Origin of the sequence: Streptomyces sp. NPDC050085 (assembly GCF_044460595.1) — a bacterium.
Classification (GTDB): domain Bacteria; phylum Actinomycetota; class Actinomycetes; order Streptomycetales; family Streptomycetaceae; genus Streptomyces.
On sequence record NZ_JBITJZ010000007.1, the window covers coordinates 254,388 to 275,715 of the forward strand.

General features: G+C 72.9%; 20 protein-coding genes. 5 read left to right on the top strand and 15 right to left on the bottom strand.

The features are described from left to right. Window positions 1-15: 15 nt before the first annotated feature. The 7 genes from ACIBUY_RS26445 to ACIBUY_RS26475 all read right to left on the bottom strand — a co-directional run bounded on the left by ACIBUY_RS26445 (window position 16) and on the right by ACIBUY_RS26475 (window position 7,072). Window positions 16-888, bottom strand: a complete 873-nt coding sequence (locus ACIBUY_RS26445; RefSeq protein ID WP_365565948.1) for a carbohydrate ABC transporter permease — start codon at window positions 886-888, stop codon at window positions 16-18. Beyond that, window positions 885-1,868, bottom strand: coding sequence for a sugar ABC transporter permease (locus ACIBUY_RS26450; protein WP_365565946.1), 984 nt, complete (start codon window positions 1,866-1,868; stop codon window positions 885-887). Before ACIBUY_RS26450 ends, ACIBUY_RS26445 begins: the two co-directional genes overlap by 4 nt. Window positions 1,869-1,899: 31 nt before the next feature. Then, window positions 1,900-3,252: a sugar ABC transporter substrate-binding protein gene (locus tag ACIBUY_RS26455; RefSeq protein WP_365565944.1), complete on the bottom strand. Its 1,353-nt coding sequence runs from the start codon at window positions 3,250-3,252 to the stop codon at window positions 1,900-1,902. A gap of 103 nt (window positions 3,253-3,355) precedes the next feature. After that, window positions 3,356-4,489, bottom strand: a complete 1,134-nt coding sequence (locus ACIBUY_RS26460) for a substrate-binding domain-containing protein (RefSeq protein ID WP_365565942.1) — start codon at window positions 4,487-4,489, stop codon at window positions 3,356-3,358. 89 nt (window positions 4,490-4,578) lie between these two features. Next, window positions 4,579-5,376, bottom strand: coding sequence for an arylamine N-acetyltransferase (locus ACIBUY_RS26465; RefSeq protein ID WP_399153920.1), 798 nt, complete (start codon window positions 5,374-5,376; stop codon window positions 4,579-4,581). 45 nt (window positions 5,377-5,421) lie between these two features. Continuing rightward, on the bottom strand, window positions 5,422-6,639 hold the full coding sequence (locus tag ACIBUY_RS26470) for a cytochrome P450 (protein WP_365566116.1): 1,218 nt from the start codon (window positions 6,637-6,639) through the stop codon (window positions 5,422-5,424). 175 nt (window positions 6,640-6,814) lie between these two features. Then, the gene (locus tag ACIBUY_RS26475; protein ID WP_365565938.1) at window positions 6,815-7,072 is read right to left on the bottom strand and encodes a hypothetical protein; all 258 of its coding nucleotides are present in this window, start codon (window positions 7,070-7,072) and stop codon (window positions 6,815-6,817) included. A gap of 131 nt (window positions 7,073-7,203) precedes the next feature. Here ACIBUY_RS26475 and ACIBUY_RS26480 point away from each other — a divergent pair, with 131 nt between their 5' ends. Continuing rightward, on the top strand, window positions 7,204-7,947 hold the full coding sequence (locus ACIBUY_RS26480) for an MgtC/SapB family protein (RefSeq protein WP_365565936.1): 744 nt from the start codon (window positions 7,204-7,206) through the stop codon (window positions 7,945-7,947). Between the two features lie 6 nt (window positions 7,948-7,953). Here the strand turns inward: ACIBUY_RS26480 and ACIBUY_RS26485 are convergent, their stop codons facing one another. The 3 genes from ACIBUY_RS26485 to ACIBUY_RS26495 are packed head-to-tail and all read right to left on the bottom strand — an operon-like array spanning window position 7,954 to window position 12,952. Then, complete coding sequence (locus tag ACIBUY_RS26485; RefSeq protein ID WP_365565934.1) at window positions 7,954-9,702, bottom strand: ABC transporter ATP-binding protein; 1,749 nt, start codon at window positions 9,700-9,702, stop codon at window positions 7,954-7,956. Further along, on the bottom strand, window positions 9,699-11,456 hold the full coding sequence (locus tag ACIBUY_RS26490) for an ABC transporter transmembrane domain-containing protein (protein WP_399153921.1): 1,758 nt from the start codon (window positions 11,454-11,456) through the stop codon (window positions 9,699-9,701). Before ACIBUY_RS26490 ends, ACIBUY_RS26485 begins: the two co-directional genes overlap by 4 nt. Window positions 11,457-11,494: 38 nt before the next feature. Next, window positions 11,495-12,952, bottom strand: coding sequence for a cytochrome P450 (locus ACIBUY_RS26495; RefSeq protein WP_399153922.1), 1,458 nt, complete (start codon window positions 12,950-12,952; stop codon window positions 11,495-11,497). Between the two features lie 140 nt (window positions 12,953-13,092). Here ACIBUY_RS26495 and ACIBUY_RS26500 point away from each other — a divergent pair, with 140 nt between their 5' ends. The 3 genes from ACIBUY_RS26500 to ACIBUY_RS26510 all read left to right on the top strand — a co-directional run bounded on the left by ACIBUY_RS26500 (window position 13,093) and on the right by ACIBUY_RS26510 (window position 15,656). Further along, entirely contained in the window at window positions 13,093-13,695 is a 603-nt protein-coding gene (locus ACIBUY_RS26500; RefSeq protein WP_399153923.1) for a TetR/AcrR family transcriptional regulator, read from the top strand. Window positions 13,696-13,788: 93 nt separating this feature from the next. Then, entirely contained in the window at window positions 13,789-14,244 is a 456-nt protein-coding gene (locus ACIBUY_RS26505; RefSeq protein ID WP_365565926.1) for a MarR family transcriptional regulator, read from the top strand. Beyond that, the gene (locus tag ACIBUY_RS26510) at window positions 14,241-15,656 is read left to right on the top strand and encodes an MFS transporter (protein WP_399153924.1); all 1,416 of its coding nucleotides are present in this window, start codon (window positions 14,241-14,243) and stop codon (window positions 15,654-15,656) included. The genes ACIBUY_RS26505 and ACIBUY_RS26510 overlap by 4 nt, the downstream gene beginning before the upstream one ends. 38 nt (window positions 15,657-15,694) lie before the next feature. Here the strand turns inward: ACIBUY_RS26510 and ACIBUY_RS26515 are convergent, their stop codons facing one another. Both ACIBUY_RS26515 and ACIBUY_RS26520 read right to left on the bottom strand, forming a co-directional pair. Continuing rightward, on the bottom strand, window positions 15,695-16,429 hold the full coding sequence (locus tag ACIBUY_RS26515; protein WP_399153925.1) for a 2OG-Fe(II) oxygenase: 735 nt from the start codon (window positions 16,427-16,429) through the stop codon (window positions 15,695-15,697). 52 nt (window positions 16,430-16,481) lie between these two features. After that, on the bottom strand, window positions 16,482-17,042 hold the full coding sequence (locus ACIBUY_RS26520; RefSeq protein WP_399153926.1) for a methylated-DNA--[protein]-cysteine S-methyltransferase: 561 nt from the start codon (window positions 17,040-17,042) through the stop codon (window positions 16,482-16,484). Window positions 17,043-17,292: 250 nt separating this feature from the next. Here ACIBUY_RS26520 and ACIBUY_RS26525 point away from each other — a divergent pair, with 250 nt between their 5' ends. After that, window positions 17,293-18,093: a putative protein N(5)-glutamine methyltransferase gene (locus tag ACIBUY_RS26525; protein WP_365565920.1), complete on the top strand. Its 801-nt coding sequence runs from the start codon at window positions 17,293-17,295 to the stop codon at window positions 18,091-18,093. Window positions 18,094-18,106: 13 nt separating this feature from the next. Here the strand turns inward: ACIBUY_RS26525 and ACIBUY_RS26530 are convergent, their stop codons facing one another. The 3 genes from ACIBUY_RS26530 to ACIBUY_RS26540 all read right to left on the bottom strand — a co-directional run bounded on the left by ACIBUY_RS26530 (window position 18,107) and on the right by ACIBUY_RS26540 (window position 21,305). Continuing rightward, the gene (locus ACIBUY_RS26530) at window positions 18,107-18,751 is read right to left on the bottom strand and encodes a DUF4230 domain-containing protein (RefSeq protein ID WP_365565918.1); all 645 of its coding nucleotides are present in this window, start codon (window positions 18,749-18,751) and stop codon (window positions 18,107-18,109) included. A 48-nt stretch (window positions 18,752-18,799) separates the two neighbouring features. Next, the gene (gene otr(A), locus ACIBUY_RS26535; protein WP_399153927.1) at window positions 18,800-20,734 is read right to left on the bottom strand and encodes a tetracycline resistance ribosomal protection protein Otr(A); all 1,935 of its coding nucleotides are present in this window, start codon (window positions 20,732-20,734) and stop codon (window positions 18,800-18,802) included. 136 nt (window positions 20,735-20,870) lie between these two features. Continuing rightward, entirely contained in the window at window positions 20,871-21,305 is a 435-nt protein-coding gene (locus ACIBUY_RS26540; protein WP_365565914.1) for a protein phosphatase, read from the bottom strand. Between the last annotated feature and the right edge of the window lie 23 nt (window positions 21,306-21,328).

The following is a 21,328-nucleotide window of genomic DNA, read 5'->3' on the forward strand; positions in this document are numbered from 1 at the left end:
CCGTGCGGGGCTTGCTCACTTCACCGCCCCTGCCGTCAGTCCCGACCGCCAGAAGCGTTGGAGGAAGACGAACGCGAGGACGAGGGGAAGGAGCGCGAGGAGCGAACCCATGATCACCACCGGGTAGTACTCGGGCGAGACGGTCGCCTGGCTGTTCCACTGGAACAGGCCGAGGCTGACGGGATACAGATCCTGGTTCGACAGCATGACCATCGGCAGGAAGAAGTTGTTCCAGATCGTGGTGAGCTGGAAGAGGAAGACGGTGACCAGGCCGGGGCCGAGCATCCGCAGGCTGACGCGCACGTACGTCGTCAGCTCGCCGGCGCCGTCGACGCGGGCCGCCTCCAGGACCTCGTTCGGCACGTAGCCCTGCGCGAAGATGCGGCCCAGGTACACGCCGAACGGATTGAACAGGACCGGGACGAACACCGACCAGAACGTGTTCACGACGCCGGTCGCGGACGCGATCAGGTACAGCGGCAGTGCCAGGACCGTCTGCGGCACCATGACCGCCGCGAGGACGAGCCCGAACAGCTTCTCCTTGTGCCGGAAGTGGTACTTGTCGAAGGCGTAGCCGCAGGCGACGGAGATCATGGCGCCGAGCGCCGCGCCGAGGACCGCGTACAGCAGGCTGTTGCCGTACCAGCGGCTGTAGAGGCCGCCGTCCATCGCGAACAGGTCCTTGACGTTCTGGACGAAGGAGAAGTCCTTGAAGGACAGGATGCTGCTGCTGAAGAGGGCGTCGCGGGTCTTGCCCGCCGCGAGCACCAGCCACAGCACCGGCAGCAGCGTGTACAGGACGGAGATCGCGACGACGGCGTTGACGGTCGCCCGGCCGAGCAGCCGGGGGCGCAGCAGCGTGGTGTTGCTCAGCTCGGCGGTGGTCATCGGGCACTCTCCTCGGCCGAGTTGACGCGGTTGGTCCAGCGGGTGACTCCGAAGGAGACGGCGATCGTGATGATCAGGAGGATCACCGAGGCCGCGGCCGCGAGCGAGTAGTTGTTACGGCTGAACGCCGCGTCGTAGATGTACATGCTCGGGGAGAAGCGGGCATCGACGACCTGCGAGCCGGCCCGCAGCAGCATCGGTTCCGTGAACAGCTGCAGTGCCCAGATCAGGGTGAACATCGCGACCATGACGATCGAGGAGCGCACCAGGGGCGCCTTCACCTGGAGCGCGGTGCGCACCGGACCCGCCCCGTCGACCACCGACGCCTCCAGGACCTCCCGGGGGACCGCCTGCAGGGCCGCGTAGAAGACGACCATGTTGTAGCCGAGGTTGCTCCACACCGCGATGTTCACGATGGAGGGGATCGCGGTGTGCAGGCCCAGGAAGTTGACCGTGATGTCGGCCTTGCCGAGCACCTCGATGATCGGGCTGATGCCGGGGGTGTAGAGGTACAGCCAGATCAGCGCGGCGATGATGCCGGGCACCGCGTGCGGCAGGAACAGGCCCAACTGGGCCCAGGAGCGCAGCCGTACGACACCCGAGTCGAGCAGCAGCGCGAGCGCCAGCGAGCCGACGGTCATCACCGGGATGTAGATCAGGCAGTACAGCGCGACCGTGCCGAGCCCGGACAGGAACGACGGGTCGGTGAGCACGGCGGCGTAACTGCGCAGGCCGACGAAGACCGTGCGTTCCGGGCCGAAGCCGAGACCGGGCTGGTCGTCGCTGAAGAAGCTCAGCCAGACGGCCGTGGCGACCGGGATCAGGAAGACGAGCACGAGCAGCGTGAAGAAGGGGGCCATCAGGACGCCCGCGGCGCCGCCCCGGCGGCGCTTGGCGGCACGCTGCGCCTTGCGCCGGGAGCCGTCCGCCTCCCGTGGGGGCGCGGCCGCGGCCGTGGGGACCTGGGTTGTCGCGGTCATGGGACTCACCTGCCTTTCGGGGTGCGGGCGTTCACGTGGAGTGCTGGGTGGTCTTGAGGCCCAGCGCCTTGAGGTCGGGCATCGTGCCGTCCTGAGCGGCGCGCATGGAGGACTCGATCGTTCCCGAGCCCGCCGCCGCCCGGGCGAAGGCGTCCGACATGACCTGCCCGGTCGCGGTCATCCGGGGACCCCAGACCCAGCCGTCGGTGATCTTGTGCGCCTCGGACTCGAACAGGGAGTAGATGTCCTGACCGCCGTAGTACGAGCGGTCGAAGGCGGCGCGACCCACCTCGATCAGCTCGGTCGCGGCCGGGTACTGGCTGCTCGCGCCGCTGGAGAGCCGGGCCTTGAGGGCGTCGGGGTGCGAGACCTGCCACTCGATGAACTCCATGGCGGCTTCCGGGTGCTTGCTGTCCTTCGTGATGGCGAAGGTCGAGCCGCCATTGGTGCCGAGCGCCGGCTTCGCCGGGTCCCACTGGGGCTGCGGGGCGATCCGCCACAGTCCCTTCTGCTGGGGACGCGCGTTCATCTGGGCCCCGGCGTCCCAGGCGCCGCTGTGCCGGGTCAGGACGAGGCCGTTGCCGATCTGGGCGTCGGCCTCGCGGCTGTTGGGGGGATTGACGTAGACGAGGTCCTCGTCGATGAGCCCCTGCCAGTACCGGGAGACCTTGCGGGTGGGAGCGTCGGCGAGCGACACGTTCCAGGCGCCCTTCGAGGTGTCGAACCAGTGCGCGCCCGCTCCCCAGCACCAGGCCGAGAACTGGCCCATGTCCGTGGAGAAGAACGTGGCCCTGCGCTTGCCGCCCGTGCGGCGCACGGCGCGCGCGAGTTCGGTGTACTCGTCCCAGGTGGTCGGGACCTCGAAGCCGTACTTGTCGAAGAGGTCCTTGCGGTAGTGCAGCACCATCGGCTCGACGTCCAGGGGCACGCTGTAGGTGCGGCCCTGGAACGTCGTCAGGCCCAGCGCCTGCGGCAGCAGTTTGGCCTTGAGCCTGTCGCTGATCACGTCCGTGATGTCGCGGGCCACACCGTCGATCGCGTACCCCGGGACCTGCGGGTACTCGAGGGTGGCGACGTCGGGGGCGTTGCCCGCGCGGGCCGCGTTGCTGAGCTTGAGATAGCCGCCGGACGTGCCGGACGGTATCTGCTCGAAGTCGACCTGGATGTGGTCGTGCGTCTTGTTGAACGCGTCCACCACCTGCTGGCTGCCGCGCAGTGCGGACCAGAACGTGATGGTGGTCGTGCCTTTGGTACCGGACTTGCTGCTGCTCCCGGATGACGCGCTGTCCGATCCGCTGCAGGCGCTCAGGGCGCCCGTCAGCGGCAGCGCGGTGATCGCGGCGAGCACGGATCGACGGCTCTGTCGGCTCTGTCGACCAGGCATGGGCGCCTCCCGCGGCTCCTGCGTGTTCGAGTCACGGGAATACTGATCGGCTGAACAGACCTGGTCAATAGATCGATCAGAAGAAGATGAAACGGTCAAACGCTCATTGGGCTGCGGGAGTTGGGAGGGGTCCCGCCGGGGCCTGCGTCGAGCCGCGGACCATCAGGGCCGGAAGCAGTTCGAGGCGCCGCACCGGCTGCACGGGACCGCCGGGAGCGCGGGGGTCGAGCCGGCGCAGCAACAGCTCCGCGGCGGCCCGGCCGATCTCCGCCTTGGGCGGGGACACGGCCGTCAGGGGAGTGGCGCCGAGGGCCGCGACCACGTCGTCGTACGAGACCACGGAACAGTCCTCCGGGACCCGCACCCCGCTGTCGCGCAGCGACTGCACCAGCATCAGCGCGTCCACATCGCCGTGCAGCACGGCGGCCGTGGCCCCCAACTCGCCCAGCAGGGCGGGGAGTTCGATGGCCTGCTCAGCATCCTGTGCCGTCGGGTCGGGCGCCCCGCCCGGCGAACTGAGCGCCACCGCCCACGTGTCGACGTCCGGATGGTCCGCCGCGATCTCGGTGAACGCGGCCCGGATGGCCCGCGCCGTCGGGCTGTCGTCGCGGGCGGCGAGCACGATCCGGCGGTGCCCGAGAGCCGTGAGGTGCTCGACGGCGAGATGGATGCCGTACCAGTGGTCCGTGCACACCGTGTCGAGGGCGTGCAGGGCGCTGCCGCGGCGCGGCCTGCGCTCCATCACGACCGCGGGCACCGACAGCTGTGACAGCCAGGCGTAGTCGGCCTCCTCCGTGGCCCGGCTGCGCCAGCGCGGCGCGATCAGCAGCCCGCTCGCGCCCTCCGCCAACGCCCGCTCCACGATGGGCTGTTCGGCCCCCGACACCGCGGGCGCGATGTGCAGCGCGATCCGCATGCCGGCCTCTTCGAAGGCCGTGCGGGCGCCGTGCACCATCTCGTACAGATAGGTGTGCCGCTCGGGCACGACGACCGCGACGGGGCCGCCGTCGGTGGCGGGGGGCGGCGGCGCGGCCGCCCGGTCCGTCTCGGGGAGCACCGGACGGGCGACGCCGTGACCCCGGCGCAGCTTGCCCGCGCGGGCCAGCTCCTCCACGTCACGGCGGACCGTCACCACCGACACCGCGAGCTCCGACGCGAGATCGCTGACCCGTGTCGCGCCCCGTGAGCCCACCACGCTCAGGATTCGTTGCCGCCTGATGTCGACCGGTTCGCGCATACTGCTGGCCCCCTCGCACCCCGCTGTTCGTTTGAGCGCTTCGCTGAACGCTTCGGCGATGCAGCATAACCACGGGGTGGCGGGCCGGGTCAGCCTTCGGCGCTGTTCGGTTCCGGCGGGATGCGGTCGAGGGCGATGCCGAAGTGCTGGTCGTAGGCCTTCAGGACGGCGTCGTCGGTGGGCAGCTCGGTGCGGGTGCGCTCCGTGCCGACCGTCGTGGTGAGCGTATGACCGCTGAGGGTGACCCGTCCGTCCCCGGTCAGCAGTGAACACACCAGGGACTTCGTGAAGTGCGACGCGGGCGAGGTGCGGTGGTACCAGGCGCCCGCCTCGAAGTCCCGCAGCGCACGCGGCCGTCGGTCGAGCAGGTACTGCGGCTCTCCGTCGCGCAGGACGAGCAGATCGCCGTCCGCGGCCTCTTCGATGCGGAAGACCCCACCGGGATCGTGCTGGTCGTCCCGGTCCTCGTACGCGAGCGGGAAGTGGGTGTGCGTGCCGAAGCCGATGTCGGCGAGCCAGTCGGTGCCGTCGGCGTCCCGCACGCGCAGCGCGAGGTGGTCGTACGGGATCCCGAACCGGCCGTCGTCGCCGACGGCGCGGGCCTGCAGCAGCGTCACCCGGAAGCCGAGGGAGGCGAGCAACGCGCCGAACGCGCCGTTGAGTTCGTAGCAGAAGCCGCCCCGGCGCCGGTCCACGAGCTTGGCGACGAGCCGGTCCGCATCGAGCACGACGTCCTCGGCCAGATGCACGGACAGGTTCTCGAACGGCACCGTACGCAGATGAGCCAGGTGCAGGTCGCGCAGCGCATCGGCGGTCGGCGCGGCGGGGCGTGCGGCGCCGATGCGGGCGAGATAGGCGTCGGCCCTGGAGGAGTCGATCGGATCCATGGGGGCAGTGGGACCCACGGGGGCAGTCAGATCCATGGGGCGGTGTCACCGCTTCCGTGCGTCGGGACCCGGCCTGACGGGCAGGCGTCGCACGCTGTTCCCGACGAAACCGGCGTGCGCGGGCAACTCGGCCTCCGGCACGGCGAGATCGAGCTCGGGGAAGCGGGCGAAGAGGCGCTCCAGAGCGACCGTCGCCTCCAGGCGGGCCAGCGGTGCCCCCAGGCAGTAGTGGGCGCCGTGCCCCAGCGACAGATGGCGGCCGCGGCCCGGGCGGGTCACGTCGAAGCGGTCGGCGTCCGGGCCGTGCGCGGCCGGGTCGCGGCCCGCGCCCGAGTATCCGGCGAGCACCGGGGTGCCTCGGGGTATCACCGTGCCGTCGAGGGTGAGGTCCCGCGTCGGGTAGCGGAACGGGAAGTAGCTGACCGGGCTGTCCCAGCGCAGCGTCTCCTCCACGACGTCCGCCCAGGCCGCCGTCCCCGCGCGGACCAGCGCGAGCTGGTCGCGGTGGGCGCACAACGCCCGCACCGCGTTCGTGATCAGGTTCAGCGTCGTCTCGTGCCCGGCGATGACGAACAGGATGAGCGTGCCGATCAGCTCCTCCTGGCCGAGCCGGTCGCCGTCCTCCTCGCGCGCCGCGATCAGCGCACTGGTCAGATCGTCCCCCGGATCCTGCGCCCGGGCCGCAGCGACCTGGGCGAGCACCGCCACCATCTCCTTGTTGGCGGCGACGGACTCCTCGGGGGGCGTGTCCGTGGAGACCACCTGGCTCGACAGGTGGTGCAGCCGGTCCCTGAACTCCTCGTCCACCCCGAACAGTTCACAGATCACCCGCATCGGCAGCGGCAGCGCGAACCGCGACCGCAGCTCGACCACGCCCCCTGCGGCCGCCTCCCGGGCGACGCCGTCGAGCAGTTCGTCCACGAGCTGCTCCACGCGCGGCCGCAGCTCCTCGACCCGGCGGGCCGTGAACGCGCGGCTCACCAGCGACCGCAGCCGCCGGTGGTCGTCGCCGTCGGCCGTGGTCATTCCGCGGACCGTCGCGAACGTCCGCAGCGGCCAGCCCGGCGGTATGCGGCCCTCCGCGAGCGCCGTGAAGTGCCGGGCGTCCTTGGCGACGTCGGGGTGCGCGAGGAACTCCTTGAGGGCGTCATGACCGAGGACGACCATGCCCGGGACGTCACCGGGCAGCACGACCGGGGCGACCGCGCCGCGTTCAAGGAGTCGGGCGTTGCGCGCGTGCGGGCAGCCGCCCGCCGGGTCGATGCGGTGGGATCTGGAGGCGGGACCGGAGCCGGAACCGGTGGCCGGTTCGGTGGCGCCGGGCTCTACGAGGGACGTCAACGAGGGCTCCTGACGGGTCGGACGACGGACGCGGGGGAGTGCCCGGGAGCGACCCGTCCGTCGACGCGACTCCCCCCGGTGCGACGGCTCTCGGATCCTACGGTGACTGCGGGCCGAGGCCCAGGTCGTAGATGCGCTCCAACAGCCACGCCTCGTTGCCCGCGAGGCCCGCCCTGCGCAGCGCCTCGTCGGCCTCCGCGAGCGGCGCGGCGAGCACGGACGCGGTCTGGGGTGGCTCGGTGCCGGAGAGCGCGGCGCGTGCCGTGTGCAGCAGTCGCAGACAGGCCTGCGCCGCTGCCACTTCCTGATGCTTCGTCTGGCGGTCGTGCGTGCTGAGGTTCCTGGTCCCGTTCATGCCTCCACTCTTGCGCACGGGTCTGACAATCCGCCCTCAATGGGGCTCCGGGCGGCGATCGTCCGGACAGCGGACGGGACGGGACGGGGCGGAACTAACCTCGTGGGAGTCCTGAAAGGAGGGCTCCGCTGTTGTCGTCGCACGCATTTCCCCTGTTCGATCCCGCGGCGGGCCAAGGTGCCCGCCAGCTGGCCGAGTTGGGCCTCGCGCTCGTCCTGTCCACCCTGATCGGCGCGGAGCGCGCCGTCCGGCAAAAGAGTGCCGGGCTGCGCACGCACACCCTCGTCGGCGTGGGCAGCGCCCTGTTCATGGAGGTGTCGCAGCACGGGTTCAACTCCGTACTCGGCCTGGACGGCGTCTCGTTCGACCCGTCCCGGGTCGCCGCCCAGATCGTCTCCGGCATCGGGTTCATCGGCGGCGGGCTGATCTTCGTGCGCCGGGACGCGGTCCGCGGCCTGACGACCGCCGCGACCGTCTGGCTGACCTGCGCGATAGGCATGGCTTGTGGTGGCGGACTGCCTCTGCTCGCGCTCGCCGCCACCGCCTGCCACTTCCTCGTGGCCCGCGGCTACCCCTGGCTGACCCGGCGCGTCCCGCTGCTGGCCACCGAACGCCGCTCGGAACTCCACCTCGCCTACCGCGTCGGCGGCAGCGTCCTGACCCGGGTCCTCGAGGAGTGCACCGGCCGTGACTTTCGCGTGGTGGAGGTCCGCGCCGACCGCGGCGAGTGGCCGGAGATCCCTGAACGCCCGGCAGCGATCGCCGTCCGGATGCAGATCGAGGGGTCGGCCGACGTCCCTGAACTGGTGGCGGTGCTCGCGGAGTTCGACGGGGTCCTGGACGTGGGGACGCCGGAGGCCGAGAGGGATGACTAGGGCCTGTCAGGCCGTCCCGTGCCACGACCGCCACAGCGCCGCGTACGTCCCGTCCACCGCCACCAGGTCCTCGTGCGGGCCCAGTTCGGTGAGGCGGCCGTTCTCCATGACCGCCACCCGGTCCGCGTCGTGCGCGGTGTGCAGACGGTGGGCGACGGCGATCACCGTGCGGCCGCGCAGCACCGCCGCCAGGGCGCGCTCGGTGTGGCGGGCCGTCGCCGGGTCGAGCAGGGCCGTCGCCTCGTCGAGGACCACGGTGTGCGGGTCCGCCAACACCACCCGGGCCAGCGCGAGTTGCTGCGACTGGGGGCCGTCGAGGTGCAGGCCGCCCGCACCGAGCTCCGTGTCGAGACCGTCCGGCAGGCCGTCCGCCCACTCCGCGCCGACGGCCGCGAGCGCGGCGGTCAGCCGAGTGTCGTCCGCGTCGGGCGCGGCGAGCCGCAGATTGTCGCGGACCGAACCGAGGAAGACGTGGTGCTCCTGGGTGACGAGGGCGATGTGCCGGCGCAGCAACTCGGGGGCGAGGGCGGTCACCGGGACGCCGCCGACCTCCACGCTTCCGGCGCGCGGCGCGTCGATGCCCGCGAGCAGCTTGCTCAGCGTCGTCTTGCCCGCGCCGGACGGGCCGACCACGGCGAGCCGTTCGCCGGGCCGCACGCTCAGATCGACGCCGTGCACGACGTCGTCGCCGGCGCCTTCGTACGCGTAGTGCACACCGTGCAGCACGATGTCGTCGCCCGCCGGGACCGCCTCGCGCACCACCGCCTCGCGCGAGGCGCCGCCGAGTCCCTCGATGCGGGCGAACGAGGCGCCGCTGCTTTGCAGTTGCTCCACCCAGAACAGGATCGTGTCGAGCGGCCCCGACAACTGGCGCAGGTACAGCGCGCAGGTGACGACGGCCCCCAGGCTCAGCACGCCGTGCGCGTGCAGGGCCCCGCCCGCCAGGAGCACGGCGACGACGGGAAGGACGTACGAGAAGTCGACCGTGGGGAACACGACGCTGCGCAGGAAGAGGGTGTGCAGGCGCGCGCGCCGGTTCTCGCCAATGGCCTGTTCGCACACCTCGATGCGGAGGGCCTCCAGGCGCAGCGCCTCCACCGTGCGAGCACCGGACGCGGTCGCCGCGAGCTGCTCCGCGACGGCCGAGTCCGTCTCGCCCTGGGCGAGGTACGCGGTCCTGGCGCGGCGCAGGTACCAGCGGACCACGACCGGGATGCCCAGCAGACAGACCAGGGCGAGGGCGCCGAGCAGCGGCTGGACGAAGCAGACCGCACCGACCAGGAACAGCGCCTGCGCCAGCGACACCAGCACGTCCGGACCCGCGTCGCGCAGCGCGCCCGCCACCGACGCCACGTCGTTCGTGCCCCGGTTGGTGAGATCGCCGGGCCCCACCCGGTCGACGACGGACGCGGGCAGCGTGAGGGCCCGGTCCACGAAGCGGTCCCGTACGCGCGCCGCGGTCCGTTCCCCGAACCGGTACCCGACCAGGCGGGCCCACCGCTGGAGCGCCAGCTGTGCGACGGCGCAGCACACGATCGCGGCCGCCGCCCGGTCCACGTGCCCGACGCTCGTGCCGCCGCGCACGTCGTCGATGATCCGGCCGAGCAGCCACGGCCCGGCGAGCCCGGCGGCAGCGGCCAGGCAGTTGAGCACCAACAGGCCCGTGAACGCGCGCCGGTCGGCCCGGATCAGCTCCGCGGCGGCACGTCGCACCGTCGCCCGGTCGGCGACGGGCAGCGGGGAGGTCCCGGTCATGCGACACCCTCCTCGAGCGCGGGCGCCTCGTCGACACCGCGCGCGACCAGGCGCCGGTACTCCTCGTCGCCCGCGAGCAGTTCACGGTGCGGGCCCACGGCCCGTACGGCACCGTCGATCAGGAAGCACACGGTGTCGGCCCGGTCGAGGAGCAGCGGCGACGTACCGGTCACCAGGGTGGTGCGGCCAAGGCGGGCCGCGCGCAGGCGCTCGGCGGTCCGCGCCTCGGTGTGCGCGTCGAGGGCCGAGGTGGGTTCCACGGCCAGCAGTACTTCCGGGTCCGCGTGCAACGCCCTGGCCAGGCGCAGCCGTTGGCGCTGCCCGCCCGAGACGTTGCGGCCGTGCGCGCGCAGTTCGGCGTCGATGCCGTGCGGCAGGCCCGCGATCACGTCCTCGGCGGCCGCCCCGTGCAGCGACCGCTCCACCGACGCGTCGTCCGCGGCGTGCCGGCCCGCGACCGTGTCCCGGACCGTGCCGGAGAACAGGTCCGCCTCGTGGTCGGCGACCAGGATCCGGCGCCGCACCTCGGCGAGCTCCACCGCGTCGAGCGGCACCTCGCCCCACGTCACCGCCGACGGCGTGAACCGGCCGAGCCGGTCGACGACGGCCGCGGCCTCACCCGGCCGCGCCGCCACCAGCGCCGTCAAGATGCCCGGCGCCACCGACACCCCGGAGACAGGGTCGTGCAGCACCGAGTCCCGCGCGGGCCCGGGGGCCGTCGCGGGGCGGCCGTCCTCCTGCGGGGCGAGCGACAGGAAACGCAGCACACGGCGCGCCGCGACGAGCCCGCGCCCCAGGTCGTAGGCGCCCTCGATGAAGAACTCCACCGGAAGCACCAGCATCGCCACATATCCGTACACAGCCACCAACTCGCCCACGGACAGCTCCCCTTGAGCCGCCATGCGCGCACCCAGCCACGTCACGCACGCGAGGAAGAGCGCGGGCAGCCCGACCGCGACCGCCTGCACCCAGCTGATCACCCGCGCCACCCGGTAGCCCTCCTCGCGCAGGCGCTCCGAGTCCTCGCGCAGGCGCGCCGCGTACACGTCCTTGCCGCCGAGCCCCGCCAGCACGCCGAGCCCCCCGACGAGGTCCGCGAGGCGCCCGGCGAGCGTGCCCTGACGGTCCCGGTAGCCGGACTCGGCGCCCTGCAGCCGGGTCAGCAGCGGCCCCAGCGAACCGGCGAGCAGCGGCACGCCCAGCAGGATCACCACCGCGAGCAGCCCCGAGATCGACAGGAGCAGCCCGGCCACCACGGCGTACGCGACGGCGGCGCCGACCCCGGGGCCCGTCAGGGTCAGGGTCTGGCTGATGCGGGCCACGTCGCCGACGCCGATGAGGGCGACCTCCCCGACCGCGGCCTGCCGCGGCAGCGCGGCCCCGAGCCGGACGGCCTGCCGGGTGACGAGCCGCGTCGTGCGGAACGAGGCGTCCATCCTGACCCGGGTCATCGTGCGGTGCCGCATGATGGCCAGCCACGCGTTGACCGCGCCGACCGCGAGCAGCACGCCGGCCCAGCCGTACAGGGCCCGGTCGTCACCGGCGAGCAGCCCGTCGTCGATGGCCCGCGACAGGACGTACGGCGGCAGCGTGAGCCCCACCATCCACAGACTGCCCAGCAGGGCCCCGGCCCCGACCCGCCGCCGCTGGCACACCGTCAACCAGTACAGATAACGGACGGGTCCGCGCAGATCGGGCGTGCCGGGGTCGGGCCCGGGCGGCACCTCGTTGACATCCCTGCATATGACAGCCATGGCCGCACCCTACGTGGGGCGCCGATCACGACCACCGGTCAGCGTCGGGTAAGCCGCAGCCGGAGCCCGCGCGGCATCAGCGTCAGCCGCTCCGTGATGCTGAGCCGGTAGTCGGGCTCCGCGTGCAGGTCGTAGCGGCGCAGCAGCAGGCCGAGCACCAACATCGACTCGTGCAGGGCGAATTGACGCCCGATGCAGGCCCGCGCGCCCGTGCCGAACGGCTTGAACACATGCGCCGGGCGCCCGCGCACCGCCTGCGGTGCGAACCGCTCCGGGTCGAACGCCTCCGGATTCTCGCCCCACGCCGCCGGGTCCCGGTGCAGCATCGTCGTCAGCACCAGTGCCCAGGCGCCGCGCCGCATCGGATGCACCCCGCCCAGCGTCGTGTCGGCGAGCGCCTCCCGGGCGAACGCGGGCGCCGTCGGCCACAGCCGCAGCGACTCGTCCAGCACCCGCCGCAGATAGCGCAACTTGGCCACCTGCTCGTACGCGGGGACCTCCACGTCGCCCCAGATCCGGTCGACCTCCTCCTGCGCCTTCGCGAGCACGGCACGGTCCTGCGCGAGGTAGTGCAGGGCGAACGACAGCGCGCCCGACGTCGTCTCGTGCCCGGCGACCAGGAACGTGATCACCTGACGGCGGATGTTCTGCGGCGCGAGCCGCTCCCCGGTCCCGGGATGCGCCACGTCCAGCATCCGGTCGAGCAGATCGCCGGGGCCGCCGCCCGAGGCCCGGCGCGCGGCGATGACCTCGTCGACCGTCCGGTTCAGATACGCGCGGTCCGCGGCGTTGCGCCGCTCCGCGCCACGCAGCAGCACCGAGGACAGCAGTGGCGGCACCACGTTGCGGCGCTGCGCGAACGACAGGGCGCCCACCATCGCCGTCACGAACGGATGCGGCCCCTCCTTGTCGAAGTCCCGCTCGAACGACCCGAAGTCGTGCCCGAACCCGGTCCGCGCGATCGTCTCCAGCGTCAGCTTCGTCATGTTGCCGGGCACGTCCACGCTGCGCCCCGCCGCCTCGCTCGCGTCCCACGCATCCGTCAGCTGCCCCGCCACGTCCAGCATCAGCGGGTGGTACCCCGCCATCGCCTCACGGCTGAAGCCCGGCGCCAGAATGTCGTGCGCCAGTTGCCAGTTGGGCTCGTGGTTGTACGCGGTGAACAGGCCGTCGCCCGCCACCGGACGCAGGTTCGCGACCCCGAGTCCGACATGCTTGGCGAACCGCGTCTCGTCCGCGAGCTCCGCGGCCAGCTCGGCGCCCGCCACGAACACGATCTCCTTGCCGAACCCCTTGCGCCGGAAGATCGGCCCCAGCTCGGCCGCGATCCGCATCGAGTCCTGCAGCGGGGTGCGCACGTTGGAGCCGAGGACGTCGCCGATCAGCGGCACCCGGCGCGGCGGGTGCGGGATCCGGTCCAGGCGCGGCCAGCCCTGCTCGGCGCTGCGAAAGCCCCGCGGCAGCGTGGCACCGGCGGTCTGAGTCATCTGAGCCATCGAGCCCATCTCCCTTGCGCCACCGGCGGGTTGGCGTGCCGGGACACCCTGTTGGACGTGGATTCAATAATGCGCCTCAGTGTGGGGCTGTTATTGAACTCACGTCAAGTAAGGCGGGGTCCGTCCAGTAGGGTGCGGCCATGACGGCACAGCGGGCGACCCGGCGCAGGCTCAGCACCGAGCAGCGCAAGGAGCAACTCCTGTGCGTGGGTGCCCAGTTGTTCGCGCAGAGTCCGTACGACGACGTCTGGATCGAGCAGGTCGCCGAGATCGCGGGTGTCTCCCGCGGACTCCTCTACCACTACTTCCCGAACAAGCGGGACTTCTTCGCCGCGGTCGTACGGCGGGAGAGCGAGCGGATGCTGCGGCTGACCGCCGCCGTCCCCGGCATCCCGGTGCGCGAGCAGCTCGGCGCGGGACTCGACACCTTCCTCGGCTACATCGCCGCGCACGCCGAGGGCTTCCGCGCCTTCCACCGCGCCGAGTCCGCGGGCGACCCCACGGTGCGCACCGTCTACCGCGACGGGCTCGCCGCGCAGGAGCAGCAGATCCTGGCGGCGCTGGCCGCCGATCCCGAGATCACGGACCGGCTCCCGGAACCGGCCGCGCTGCGCCTGGCCGTGCGCGGCTGGCTCGCCTTCCTCGTCGCCGTCTGCCTCGACTGGCTCGACGAGCCCGAGCTCACCCGGGAGCAGGTGCGCGACCTGTGCGCCCGGGCGCTGCTGGGTGCCCTGGACGCCTGAGGGGTGCGGCCGGGTCATCCGTATGGCCCGGGCGGCGCGGATGGTCGTAAGGAAAACTTGCAAGGCTTCCTGTCTATCTCCTACCGTGGAGTCATGTCAGGAACGCAGGGACCCGCGGCCGCCGAGCCGCCCACCGAGCAGATCGCCGCCGACCTCGCCACCGTCGTCGGTCGGCTCTCGCGCCGGCTGCGCAGTGCGTCGCCGGACAGCCTCCTCACCCCCACGCAGCGCACGGTCCTGGCCCGCCTCTTCACGGAGGGCCCCGCCACCACCGCGGCGCTCGCCCGGTCCGAGTACGTCAGGCCGCAGTCCATGCGCCTGACCCTCGGCGCCCTCGAGGAGCAGGGCTTCGTGACGCGCTCCCCGGACCCGACCGACGGACGCCAGTCCGTCATGGCGATCACGGACAGCGGCCGCGCCACCCTGGAAGCCGTGCGCGCCGCCAAGCACGGCTGGCTCGCGCAGGCCCTCGTCGCCGAGTTCGACGTGACCGAGCGCCGCACCCTCGCCGAGGCGACCGAACTGCTCGAACGGCTGGTCCAGAAGTGACCGGTGAACCCGGCGACACCGCCCTCTCGGTCACCGTGGCCCCCGCCCCGACCGAGGAGGCGACCGGATTCCGCGCCCGGCTCACCGCCCCGCTCCTGCTCGGCTCGCTGCTCAACCCGCTCAACACCACGATGATCTCCACCGCCCTGGTGGCGATCGGGCACCACTTCGGAATCGGTGCCGCCGACACGGCCTGGCTGATCTCCGTCCTGTACCTGGCGAGCGCCGTCGCCCAGCCCGTGCTCGGCAAGCTCGCCGACGCGCTCGGCCCGCGCCGCGTCTTCCTCGCGGGACTCGTCGTCGTGTGCGCCTCAGGGCTCGTCGGCGCCCTCGCCCCCTCCTTCGGCTGGCTCGTCGTCTCCCGCCTCCTGCTCGGCATCGGCACCTCCGCCGCCTACCCGGCCGCGATGGCCGTCCTGCGCGACGAGGGCCGCCGGGTGGGCCGCCGCCCGCCGCGCACCGTCATGGCCCGGCTCTCCTTCGCGGCGCTCGGCAGCGCGGCCGTCGGCCCGACGCTCGGCGGACTCCTCGTCACCGTCGTCGGCTGGCGCGGCATCTTCGCGGTCAACGTGCCGGTCGCCGCCGTCGCGTTCGTCTGCGCGCTCCGCTGGATCCCCGCCGACCCGCCGCGCGGCACGGCCACGCAGCCCGCCCCGAGGCTCGCCCTCGACCCCCTCGGCATCGGCCTCTTCTCCACGGCCCTGACCGTGCTGGTCTTCTTCCTCCTCGACCTCGACCACCCGCTGTGGTGGCTGCTCGCCCCGTTCGCCGTGCTCACCGCGGCGCTGCTGTGGTGGCAACTGCGCTGCCGCACCCCGTTCGTCGACGTCCGGATGCTCGCGGGCAACGGACCGCTCGCCCGCACCTACGCCCGCCACGGCCTGAGCTATCTGCTCATCTACTGCGTCATGTACGGCTACACCCAATGGCTGGAAGAGGGGCGCGGCTACTCCTCCGGGCACACCGGACTGCTCATGCTGCCCATGTCACTGGCCGCTCTCGCCTGCTCCCTGCTGGGCGCCCGCACCAAGGGCATCCGTGCCCCGCTCACCGTCGCCTGCGTCCTGCTCACCGCGGGCGCGGGTCTGCTCACCCTCGTCTCCGGTGCGACCCCGCTCGCGGTCCTGCTCCTCGCGGGCGCCTGCTTCGGCATCCCGCAGGGGCTCATCGGCACCAGCAACCAGGCCGCCGTCCAGGAGTACGCGCCCGCCGCCGACATCGGCGCCGCCGCGGGCCTGCAGCGCACCGCCCAGTACATAGGCGCCATCACCGCCTCCAGCCTGATCGCCCTCGCCTACGGGCAGCGTGCCGACGACGCCGGACTGCACCTGATGGCCGGTGCCTGCGTCGTCCTCGGCGTCCTGCTGGTCGCGCTCACCGTGACGGACCGGGCACTGCGCCGCAGCCGGTGACCGGGGCAGGACCTGTCACCGGCGTCCGCCGAGCGGCGTCACTCCGCGTCGTGGAAGACGAGGCCCAGCGTGTGCCGCCGGCCCGAGCGGACCGTGCTCACGCCGTGCCGCATCGGCCCGCCCGCCCAGCCGCGCACCGAGCGCACCGGCCGGTCGCGGGTCGTGAACACCAGCGCATGCCCCTGGGTGAGCGTCGTGGCGAACCCGCGCGACTGGGCCCGCGCCCGCTGCTCGGTCATCAGGAACTCACCGCCGCGGTAGTCCGTGCCCGGCTCGTCCAGGCCGATCACGACCTGCAGCGGGAACACCAACTCGCCGTACAGATCCCGGTGCAGGGCGTTCCAGTCGCCCGCGTCGTAGCGCAGCAGGATCGGCGTCGGCCGCGTCTGCCCCGCCGCGTGGCACCGCTCCAGCCAGGCGTCGAGGGAGTCGGGCCACGGCGCGGGCCGGTTCAGCCGACGCGCCCAGGACCGGGCGATCGGCAGCAGCCGGGGATAGAACGCGGTCCTCAACTCCCGTACGAGATCGGGCAGCGGGTGGTCGAAGTAGCGGTACTGGCCGCGGCCGAACCGGTAGCGGGCCATGTCGATCGTCGACCGGAACCGGGCCGCGTCGTCGTAGAGCGCGGAGACGGACCGGCACTCGGCGGGCGTCAGCACCGGCGTCGGCGTCAGGGCGCTGCCGAACTCGTCGAGTTCCGCAGCGAGTTGGGCCCAGTCGAGACGCCCGAGCCGGTCGTCCGGCGTGCCGGTGGCGGGGGTGGTACTGGTCATGACGGTGCGTGCCTCTTTCTCGTACGTACGGTGGTGCGGGTGCGGGCGCGCGTCACATCAGAGTGAGCTGCGGCTGCAACGCCCCCTCCAGGACCAGCAGTTGCTTCTTCCTGCCGACCCTGGCGGCATAACCCTTGAGGGTGCCGTCGGCGCCGATGACGCGATGGCAGGGGCGCACGACCAGCAGCGGATTGCGGCCGATCGCGGCGCCGAGCGCACGCACCTCGCCGCGCTCGACGCCGAGCCGCCCGGCGAGCGCGCCGTACGTCGTCGTGGTGCCGTACGGGATTTCCTCCAGGGCGCTCCACACGCGCCGCTCGAAGGCGCTGCCGCGCGCGGCGAAGGCGAGGTCGAAGCCGGTGCGCCGCCCGTCGAAGTACGCCGTCAACTGCTCGGCGAGGGCGGTGAAGGCGTCCGGGTCGTGCCGCCACTCCTGGCGGACACCGGCCCGGCCGCGCTGCCCCGGCAGCGACAGCGACACGAGCGCGACACCGCCCGGCGCGTCCGGCGCCGGTTCGCCGACCGCCATCATGTCGCCGAGCGGCCCCGGCAGGATCGCGTACCGGATCGGGGACCGCCCGGTCGGGATCCGGGCCTGTTCGGAAGTGTTCATGCCTCCAGGCTGCTCGCGCGCACGCGACGGTGCTGGCGGAAATCGGACGCTGCATCCGGTGCGGTAGTGTGACCGGGCCCAGCAGGACCACGAGGGACGAGGAGGTGAGTCCGATCACCGTTGCAGCAGGTCGGGAGCTCCCTTCCCTTGCCGTGCACGCCGTACGCCCCCTCCGCCGGAGCTGAGCGGGACCGCGGCCTGCAGGCGCCCGGGAGCCCCATCGGTATCCCGAGAGGTCGTCCCACCAGCCATGTCAGCCCTGTCGTTCCCCCCGTCGCCGCCCGGCTCTTCGGAGCCCGAGGTCGTCGACTCCCTGCGCGCCGCCGGCTGTGTCTTCGCCGAGGACGAGGCGCGGATCCTGATGTCCAGTGCCCGCGACGCCGCCGAGCTGACCGCCATGGTCGAGCGCCGCGCCGCCGGTCTTCCCCTCGAACACGTCGTCGGCTGGGCCGAGTTCTGCGGCCGGCGCATCGCCGTCGACCCCGGGGTGTTCGTGCCGCGCCGCCGCACCGAGTTCCTCGCCCGGCAGGCCCTCGCGCTCACCGGGCCGGGCGCGGTCGTCGTCGAACTGTGCTGCGGGACGGGCGCGGTCGCCGCGCTGCTCGCGGACCTGCGGCCCGCACGGCTGCACGCCGCCGACCTGGACCCGGCCGCGGTGCGCTGCGCCCGGCGCACCCTCGCACCGCTCGGCGGCCAGGTCCACGAGGGCGACCTGTACGAGCCGCTGCCCGCGGATCTGCGGGGCCGCGTCGACGTCCTCGTCGCGAACGGCCCCTACGTCCCCACCGGCGATCTGCCGCTGCTGCCGCCCGAGGCCCGCGACCACGAGCGGCGCATGGCCCTCGACGGCGGCGCCGACGGCCTCGACGTGCTGCGCCGGGTGGCTGCCGACGCCCCGCGCTGGCTGGCACCCGGCGGCCGGCTGTTCGTGGAGACCAGCGAGCGCCAGGCCGAGTCCGCCGAGGCCGTCGTGCGCGCCGCAGGACTGAAGCCCGAGGTCGCCCGGGACGACGACCTCTACGCCACGGTGATCATCGCGCTGCGCCCCTGAACTCCGGGTGGGCTCACGCCTCGTAGGACACGCGCACGTCCTTGAAGCCCAGCGAGCGCAGCAGTCCCTTCAGCATGTCGGTCGTGTTGCGCTCGGCCCGTGCGGTGAGGCCGCTGTCCCGCGCGGCCTCACCGATGTGCTGCGCGGCGAGCTTGCGCACGGTCCGTTCGTCGTTCGGGTTGTCCGAGAACAGGTCGCCGAGCCGGTCGAGCAGCCCGCGCTGCTTGGACACGGCGTACGAGCGGTCCGTGTCGAGCGTCGGGCTGCCGAGCTTCGCATGGGGCAGCCGCAGCGTCGCCGACGTCCGCTCGCTGTTCACCCGCACGTCGCCGGGGTCGACCCGGCCCAGATCCACGTACGCGTCCACGGACCCGGCCCCGACGTACAGGGTCCGCGTCCCGCGGAGCGCGTCCGGCAGGTACTTGGTGTCCTTCTCCAGATCGACGACGACCTGGAAGTTCCCCGACGCGGCGTCGTAACGGCTCAGGTCCCGAACGGACTTGAGCAGCGCGGGACCCGACCGGTCGTGCGTCTCGGTGCCGAACACGTCGCCCAGCTTGTTCACGAGCCGCAGCCCGGTGAACAGCAGGGCCAGCACCACCACGATCACGCCCACGAGCCTCGCCCAACGGGGGAGTGCCACAGCCCTCGGCGTCATGACGGAAACCTCCCTTCCCAGGAGGCCGGGTTCCACCGTATCGGCTGATCACGCCTGTGCCACCGCCCCGGACGCCCGCACCGGGCGATCGCCCGACACACGGGACCACCACACCCCCTCGCCGCGCGTGAGCCCCGGCAGGGCCAGCTCCATCTCGCGCACCCTGCGCGCCGTCAGCACCCCGGTGACCACCCACGACTCCCGGCCGCCCGTCGTCTCCCCGAACTCGGCGCCCAGGGCGGCCAGTTGAGCGGTGACCGGCGCGAGCGCGTCGAGCGGCACCTCCGCCTCGAAGGCGTGCACGGGCTCGAAGACCCGGGTCCCGGCCCGCTCGACGGCCCTCCGCACGACGAGCGCCGTCACGGCGCGGAAGTCGCCCGCGACACTCACCGGGGAGTCGAACCCCGAGCGGATCAGCGTCACATGACAGTCCGTCACGGGCCAGCCCCGCGGACCGGGTTCTGCCAGCGTGGCGTGCACCGTGTCCTCGATCGCCTGGTGGAACGCCCGGGGGAGCGCGCCCAGTTCGGTCTCGTACGAGAACACGCGCCCCGCACCGGGCGGCCCGGGCCTGACGCGCAGACCGACCGTCGCGGGCAGCCCCGTCGTGCTGTGCCGGCCCATCTCCTCGACCGCCTCGCCGGTGCCCACGGGCCGCTCCACGCACCGGATGCGGCTCGGCTCGAACGTCGCGTCGATCCCGAACTCCTCGGCCAGCGTGGCCGCCAGGACCTCCTTCTGCACCTCTCCGTACAGCAGCAGCGCGGTGGAGCCGTCCGGTTCGGGGCGGGCATGGATCAGCGGGTCCTGGTCGGCGAGTTCGAGCAGCGCGGAGCGCAGTGCGGCGCCCTGCCCGGGCCGCACCGCACGCGCGAGGGTCTGCAGCGTGGGCGGGGCGAACCGGGCCTGCCCGCCCGGGAGTTCACCGAGGCGGTCGCCGACCCGGATGCCGCTGACGCCCCGCACCTCGGCGATCTGACCGGGGCCCACGCGGTCGCCGCCGCCGACGACCCGGACCCCGGTGAGGCGCCCGGCCACCCGCTCCATGCCGCCCTCGGCGTCGCGCCGCAGGAACGTCACCTTCTGACGGGACCTCACCTCACCCTCGTACAGGCGCAGATACCCGATCCGCTCTCCGACGGGTCCGCGCCGCACCGCGAACACGGACCCGGCCGGCCGCGCCGCGGCCGCGCCCGACTTCACCGTGGCCGGAACGAACTCCCGTACCGCAGCGATCAGTTGCGGCACCCCCTGGCCGCCGAGGGCCGAGCCGAACAGCACCGGGTGGACCGTGCCGTCACCGGTCCGCGCCACCAGCGCGGCCCGCACCGCCGCGGCGTCCGGCGGCGGCCCGTCGACCAGCGCGGCGAGGACCGACTCGTCCACCTCCGCGAGGATGCGGGCGGCGTCGTCCCGCGCGGCCGGTCCGTCCAGGCCGCGGGGGAGCACCCTCGCCCGCGGAGTACCGGCGTCCCGGACATCGGCCAGCGGCACCACCAGCGGGGTGAGCCGACGGCGGATGTCGTCGAGCAGCGGGGCGATCCGCGCCCCCGCCCGGTCGATCTTGTTGACGAACACGAGCGTGGGCAGGCCGAGCCTGCGCAGCGTCTTGAGCAGCACGCGCGTCTGCGCCTGCACGCCCTCCACCGCGGAGATGAGCAGGACGGCCCCGTCGAGCACGGCGAGGGCCCGCTCGACCTCGGCGATGAAGTCGGAGTGGCCCGGGGTGTCGATGAGGTTGATCTGGGTGTCGCCGACGGTGAACGCGGCGACGGCCGAGCGGATGGTGATGCCGCGCTGCCGCTCGATCGCGCCGCTGTCGGTCCGGGTGTCACCGGCGTCGACGCTGCCGAGCCGGTCGATGGCGCCCGTGTCGAACAGGAGCCGCTCGGTGAGGCTGGTCTTACCGGCGTCGACGTGGGCCAGAATGCCGATGTTCAGGGTCGTGCGCACCGGTTCCGGCCGCACGTGCGGGGTCTGCATGGAAGGTCGAGTCCTCGAGAAGAATGGTCCGGCGGGGTCGCTGAACTGCTTCGAGGAATCGGCGCATTCCGGTCTCCTGATCGGCTGAGGGCACTGGCCCGCCCATGGTGCACAGGGGGTCAGGGCGCGGCGCAACCTATTTGTTCGGGGCGGTGAACCGGCGTACGTACCGCTTCTGCCACGGCGTCTCGACGGCATGCCGGTCGTAGTGCGCCCGCACGTACGCGACGGCCTCTGCCGCAGGCACCCCGTCCAGAACCGCCAGCGCGGCGAGCGCGGTCCCGGTGCGGCCGCGGCCACCGGCGCAGGCCAGCTCCACCCGCTCGGCGGCGCACCGCCGCCACGCGTCCTGCAGCACCGCACGGGCCCGCCCCCGGTCGGACGGCAGCCGGAAGTCGGGCCAGCGCAGCCACGTCGACTCCCAGTCCTGGGACGGGGGTTGCTCACCGAGGAGGTACACGCCGTACGTCGGCGAGGGCCCCGGCGGCAGCGGCCTGCGCAGTCCGCGTCCGCGCACGAGCCGTCCCGACGGCAGCCGCAGCACTCCGGGGGCGTCCGGGTCCCAGGTCATCGCACCTCTCATCGCTCGTCCGA

Bases quoted from the DNA above. Each gene is read 5' to 3' on its own strand.
- ACIBUY_RS26530 (WP_365565918.1), bottom strand. From the start codon at position 18,751: ATGACGCCGAGGGCTGTGGCACTCCCCCGTTGGGCGAGGCTCGTGGGC.
- ACIBUY_RS26525 (WP_365565920.1), top strand. From the start codon at position 17,293: ATGTCAGCCCTGTCGTTCCCCCCGTCGCCGCCCGGCTCTTCGGAGCCC.
- ACIBUY_RS26515 (WP_399153925.1), bottom strand. From the start codon at position 16,429: ATGACCAGTACCACCCCCGCCACCGGCACGCCGGACGACCGGCTCGGG.
- ACIBUY_RS26500 (WP_399153923.1), top strand. From the start codon at position 13,093: ATGACGGCACAGCGGGCGACCCGGCGCAGGCTCAGCACCGAGCAGCGC.
- ACIBUY_RS26540 (WP_365565914.1), bottom strand. From the start codon at position 21,305: ATGACCTGGGACCCGGACGCCCCCGGAGTGCTGCGGCTGCCGTCGGGA.
- ACIBUY_RS26445 (WP_365565948.1), bottom strand. From the start codon at position 888: ATGACCACCGCCGAGCTGAGCAACACCACGCTGCTGCGCCCCCGGCTG.
- ACIBUY_RS26460 (WP_365565942.1), bottom strand. From the start codon at position 4,489: ATGCGCGAACCGGTCGACATCAGGCGGCAACGAATCCTGAGCGTGGTG.
- ACIBUY_RS26450 (WP_365565946.1), bottom strand. From the start codon at position 1,868: ATGACCGCGACAACCCAGGTCCCCACGGCCGCGGCCGCGCCCCCACGG.
- ACIBUY_RS26455 (WP_365565944.1), bottom strand. From the start codon at position 3,252: ATGCCTGGTCGACAGAGCCGACAGAGCCGTCGATCCGTGCTCGCCGCG.
- ACIBUY_RS26475 (WP_365565938.1), bottom strand. From the start codon at position 7,072: ATGAACGGGACCAGGAACCTCAGCACGCACGACCGCCAGACGAAGCAT.
- ACIBUY_RS26485 (WP_365565934.1), bottom strand. From the start codon at position 9,702: ATGACCGGGACCTCCCCGCTGCCCGTCGCCGACCGGGCGACGGTGCGA.
- ACIBUY_RS26505 (WP_365565926.1), top strand. From the start codon at position 13,789: ATGTCAGGAACGCAGGGACCCGCGGCCGCCGAGCCGCCCACCGAGCAG.
- ACIBUY_RS26465 (WP_399153920.1), bottom strand. From the start codon at position 5,376: ATGGATCCGATCGACTCCTCCAGGGCCGACGCCTATCTCGCCCGCATC.
- ACIBUY_RS26495 (WP_399153922.1), bottom strand. From the start codon at position 12,952: ATGGCTCAGATGACTCAGACCGCCGGTGCCACGCTGCCGCGGGGCTTT.
- ACIBUY_RS26520 (WP_399153926.1), bottom strand. From the start codon at position 17,042: ATGAACACTTCCGAACAGGCCCGGATCCCGACCGGGCGGTCCCCGATC.
- ACIBUY_RS26490 (WP_399153921.1), bottom strand. From the start codon at position 11,456: ATGGCTGTCATATGCAGGGATGTCAACGAGGTGCCGCCCGGGCCCGAC.